This is a genomic window from Peribacillus sp., assembly GCF_059453735.1.
On sequence record NZ_JAZVJO010000305.1, the window covers coordinates 1 to 4569 of the forward strand.

Here is a 4569-nt window from a genome sequence, read left to right on the forward strand (position 1 = left end):
AGATCCGCCAACTGCTTGACCTATTTGATAGGGAATCCAGTCAATCGCTGTTTGCGAATCCCCGTACGTAGAATAAGAAGAGCGTCGTGGAGCTCCAAGCAGGCCAGCAAGATGCATGGAACCAGACATGAAGGTCATACCGATCGCCCAAACGCAGGCTTGGATAATAGCCAATTTGTTCATTTTTTTCGTTAACACACGGCCTGTTAAATGTGGGATTAACCAGTAAGCAATTCCGAAAAAGGTTAAAACAACGGATGTAGCAAGTGTTAAATGGAAGTGACCAGTTACCCAAATGGTATTATGAATAACTTGATTTAATTGGTTAGATGCATTAACTAAACCACCTGCACCTGCTGGGATGAAAGCAACCATCCCGATGAAAGGAACGACAAATCGAGCATCTCCCCACGGCAGTTTCTTAAACCAGCCGAATAATCCTTTTGCTCCTTTAGAACGACCATAGTTTTCAAACATTCCAAACATAGAGAATGCTGTCATTAGAGAAGGAATGACCACTAAAAAGGTTAAGATAACCTGAAGGAATTTCCACGCTGGATCAATCCCAGGTTCAGTTAGCTGGTGATGGAAACCGACTGGAATAGAGAAAAGTAAAAATAGAATAAAGGACATTCGTGCTAATGAATCAGAGAAAATTTTTCCGCCGATAATTTTTGGAATAACCACATACCAGCACATATAAGCTGGCAACAGCCAAAAATACACGAGTGGGTGACCGAAATACCAGAACAAGGTTCTGCTGACCAATACATTTATTGAATCAACCATTCCTAGTGATAACGGAAGCATTTGGAATAAGACAGTAGCAGCGACACCAATCGTCGCAACCAGCCATAACAAGGTATTGACCACGACCATGAAACTTAACAGCGGGCTGACCTTACCAGGGTTCTGCTTACGCCATCCAATATAAGATGAAAGCATGGCCCCGCTGGATAACCAGCTGCCGACAATAATAAGTGTCAATCCAATATAGAAAATTGGATGTGCCATTAGAGGTGCATAAAAGGTAAATAAAACGGAAGCTTCATTTAATAACACCATTGTAGCAGCCATTGCGGTACCGAGTGTCATTGTCCAAAAACCAATCCAACCGATCAACCTGGCTTTATTAGATAATGTGCCGGCTGTCCTGCTGATGGCAGCAAATTGAAAACCAATAATGAAAAATGTTGTTAATATAAGGCCAAGTAAAACACCGTGTACGGTTAACACTTGATAGTAAGTAATACCAAAAGGAAGTTCGAATGTCCCAGAACGAACTAAGACCTGCAGCAAACCTGCAAAACCTCCTAGTGCCAGTGCGATAAAGGCGACATGGAAATGTGCCATGGAAAGTTTAGCATCACGTGGATCAACTTTAGTAGTTACAGCGAGTTTGTTCATTTTTTAACGACCTCAATTCTGGAGCTCATCATATGATGGCCGACTCCGCAATATTCATTACAAATAATCAGGAATTCGCCCACTTTATCAAACTTTGCGACATATTCACTGACATATCCGGGCTCAAGCATCATATTAATGTTTGTTCCAGCTACTTCAAAACCATGTATTACGTCTTTGGTAGTTGCCATAACCTTGACTGTAGATCCTAATGGAACTTCAACTTTTACCGGATTATAGGAGAAGGCGGAAGCGACATAAACGAGCTCATAATCCCAGTCCTTTCCTTCCACTTTATTCAATCCTGGTTTATTAAATGGTGCAGTTGTGTCTACTTCTTCAGGATCGATCGTAACTAAACAGCTTGGCGGCTGGTTGCCTAGATAGAATGCGCTTACTCCTAAAACAGTTAAAAATATGAGGAGTGCCCCAACTCCGAAAATAAGCCAAATTTTTTCAAACCTATGCATATGCATGATTTTTCCCCCTTTTTGTTCCTAAAGACGTCCTACATATAAGAAATAAACACTAGCCCAGGTAATGACGATAATGGCTCCTAAAATCATAACGGCAGCAAATGTGCCTTTTAATGAGGAATCCTCTTTAATAGATATCTTTTTTTTATTTTTTAATTGAGGAGACGGCATGGATTTCACTCCCTTCTGACCTAGTTAAATGGTATGAGTACTTTCTCATCATACAAAAGAACTGGATAGAAACTAGCATTTTTTAACAAAGACACAAAGTGTTCAATGATACTGTTAACACTGTGGGAATAGGGTAAAGCTTTAGGTTAGGGCTTAATTGCCCATTTAAATGTGACAATAAATGAACTTTCTGTGAAGGGTTTGTGAAGGAGGACGTTTTGTCTTACGATTTTTTTTATAAAACGGATGTAGTCGGGATTCATTTTAGAAATAGGAGGAAGTTATCTAGAAATAACGTTTTGGTCTATTCAACGGAGATAAATCTTGTTATAATTCAACTATATTATTTTTCGTTATAGTTTTACTCATATAATAGCAGGGATATGGCCTGCAAGTTTCTACCGGATTACCGTAAATAATCTGACTATGGGTAAGCAGTACTATTCCGTCTATCAGTAAGATCAGCTGTGTTATTTGCTGTTTCTTTGTGATAGCCCGGGAGATATTGCTTTACTCTTTAGTCAGAGTAAGCAAGATCTCCTGGGCTTTTTTATGTACTTTTTAACCAAATGGAGACTTGCGTTAATGAGATTATATAGGAGGAATAAAGAATGCAGCTTTTAAAAGACAAAATCAATGCAGAAGGTTTAGCGCTCAGCGAACAAATATTAAAGGTGGACTCTTTTTTAAATCATCAAATGGACCCTGTCCTAATGAAAGAAATTGGTAAGGAGTTTGCCGTTCGATTTGCTGAGGAAGGGATTACGAAGGTTTTAACGATTGAATCCTCAGGTATCGGACCTGGACTTATGGCTGCCTTAGAATTAAACATTCCAATGATCTTTGCTAGAAAAAAGAAATCTCTGACACTCTCAGAGGGACTGCTGACGGCAACGGTATATTCCTATACAAAAAAAGAAACAAATACGATTACCGTTTCAACGAACTATATTGAACCAGGTGACCGAGTGTTGATTATCGATGATTTTCTTGCGAACGGCCAAGCGGCGCTCGGATTAATGGAGATTTGTGAGAAAGCGGGGGCTTCCGTACAAGGAATAGGAATTGTGATTGAGAAAGCTTTCCAAGACGGCGGAGCAAACCTCCGGAAGCAGGGAGTACGTGTTGAATCTTTAGCAAGAATTCAAGCATTACAGCAAGGGTCGATTACTTTTGTTGAGGAAAGCTTGGTAACAGCTTATGAATAAATCACCGATAAAAATTGCTGCTCTTGGATTTCAGCATGTCATAGCCATGTATGCGGGTGCCATAATTATTCCATTGATTGTCGGAAGTGCCTTGAAACTTTCTTCTGAACAATTAACGTACTTAATCTCTATTGACATTTTTATGTGTGGAATTGCGACGATCCTTCAGGTTTGGAAAAACAAAGTGTCTGGTATAGGCCTTCCCATTGTGCTCGGCTGTACATTTACGGCCGTCTTACCAATGATTGCTATCGGTAAGGAATCTGGCATTACCTCGATTTATGGAGCCATTCTTGTTTCGGGGTTAATTGTCGTTCTCATTAGTAAATGGTTTGGTCAGTTAGCTAGATTTTTCCCGCCGGTTGTGACAGGATCGGTCGTTACGATTATTGGAATTACCCTCATCCCAGTGGCCATGAATAATATGGCTGGAGGAGAGGGAGCGGCTGATTTTGCATCGGTTGAAAATATCACACTTGCGTTTGGAACCTTACTTTTCATTCTATTACTATATAAATTTTCTAATGGGTTTATTCGGTCTGCTGCGATCTTAATAGGGATCCTTTGTGGAACAGCAGCAGGGATACTAATGGGAAAAGTAAACTTTTCGGCAGTTGGTGATGCCTCATGGGTGCATATTCCGCATCTCTTCTACTTTGGGATGCCTACGTTTAATACTGCACCAATCCTTACCATGACATTAGTTGCCATTGTAAGTCTTGTTGAGTCAACGGGTGTTTATTATGCACTTGGTGATATCTGTGAGAAAGAAGTAACAAAGAAGGATTTAGCAAAAGGATACCGTGCAGAAGGGATAGCCACAATATTGGGCGGATTATTTAACTCGTTTCCTTATACAGCTTTCTCCCAAAATGTCGGGGTGCTTCAGTTATCAGGTGTTAAAAGTAAAAATGTTATTTATACGGCTGGCGGAATGCTTATACTGATTGGACTGGTGCCGAAAATTGGTGCATTCACAACCATCATACCGTCATCTGTTCTGGGCGGAGCCATGGTGGCGATGTTTGGGATGGTGCTCGCATATGGAATAAAGATGCTCAGTACCGTAGATTTTTCTTCGCAAGAGAACTTGTTAATTATTGCCTGTTCAGTAGGAATGGGCATGGGGGTTACGGTGGTACCCGCGTTGTTTGCCAATTTGCCAGCAAGCATGCAAATTCTTACGAGCAATGGGATTGTAGCTGGAAGCATGACAGCGATAGTATTAAATATCTTTTTTAATATTGTTCCCAGCACAAAACAGACTCAACTAACGGCGGTGCAAAAAGCCTCATAGAAAAAAAGAG

Annotated in this window: 5 protein-coding genes and 1 riboswitch; of the genes, 2 read left to right on the forward strand and 3 right to left on the reverse strand. The window is 40.5% G+C overall.

Annotated features, from left to right (window positions below; translation table 11 throughout):
• From AC52RT_RS09740 to AC52RT_RS09750, 3 genes are all read right to left on the reverse strand, one after another.
• Positions 1-1407 (reverse strand): b(o/a)3-type cytochrome-c oxidase subunit 1 (locus AC52RT_RS09740; RefSeq protein WP_495540561.1); only part of this gene is annotated, 1407 nt, incomplete at its 3' end.
• Positions 1404-1883: a cytochrome c oxidase subunit II gene (locus AC52RT_RS09745; RefSeq protein WP_495540562.1), complete on the reverse strand. Its 480-nt coding sequence runs from the start codon at positions 1881-1883 to the stop codon at positions 1404-1406. The genes AC52RT_RS09740 and AC52RT_RS09745, both read right to left, overlap by 4 nt.
• A gap of 21 nt (positions 1884-1904) precedes the next feature.
• A complete protein-coding gene (locus tag AC52RT_RS09750; protein ID WP_495540563.1) occupies positions 1905-2054 on the reverse strand; it encodes a cytochrome c oxidase subunit 2A in 150 nt (49 codons plus the stop codon).
• Positions 2055-2399: 345 nt separating this feature from the next.
• Positions 2400-2501, forward strand: a riboswitch (purine riboswitch).
• 164 nt (positions 2502-2665) lie between these two features.
• Here AC52RT_RS09750 and AC52RT_RS09755 point away from each other — a divergent pair.
• The gene (locus tag AC52RT_RS09755) at positions 2666-3262 is read left to right on the forward strand and encodes a xanthine phosphoribosyltransferase (RefSeq protein ID WP_495540564.1); all 597 of its coding nucleotides are present in this window, start codon (positions 2666-2668) and stop codon (positions 3260-3262) included.
• Positions 3255-4559 (forward strand): nucleobase:cation symporter-2 family protein, encoded by a 1305-nt coding sequence (locus AC52RT_RS09760; protein WP_495540565.1) that lies wholly within the window; start codon positions 3255-3257, stop codon positions 4557-4559. Before AC52RT_RS09755 ends, AC52RT_RS09760 begins: the two co-directional genes overlap by 8 nt.
• The last annotated feature ends 10 nt before the right edge of the window (positions 4560-4569 follow it).

Excerpts from the sequence above, each read along its gene's own strand:
- AC52RT_RS09745 (WP_495540562.1), bottom strand. The coding sequence starts at position 1,883 with ATGCATATGCATAGGTTTGAAAAAATTTGGCTTATTTTCGGAGTTGGG.
- AC52RT_RS09750 (WP_495540563.1), bottom strand. The coding sequence starts at position 2,054 with ATGCCGTCTCCTCAATTAAAAAATAAAAAAAAGATATCTATTAAAGAG.
- AC52RT_RS09755 (WP_495540564.1), top strand. The coding sequence starts at position 2,666 with ATGCAGCTTTTAAAAGACAAAATCAATGCAGAAGGTTTAGCGCTCAGC.
- AC52RT_RS09760 (WP_495540565.1), top strand. The coding sequence starts at position 3,255 with ATGAATAAATCACCGATAAAAATTGCTGCTCTTGGATTTCAGCATGTC.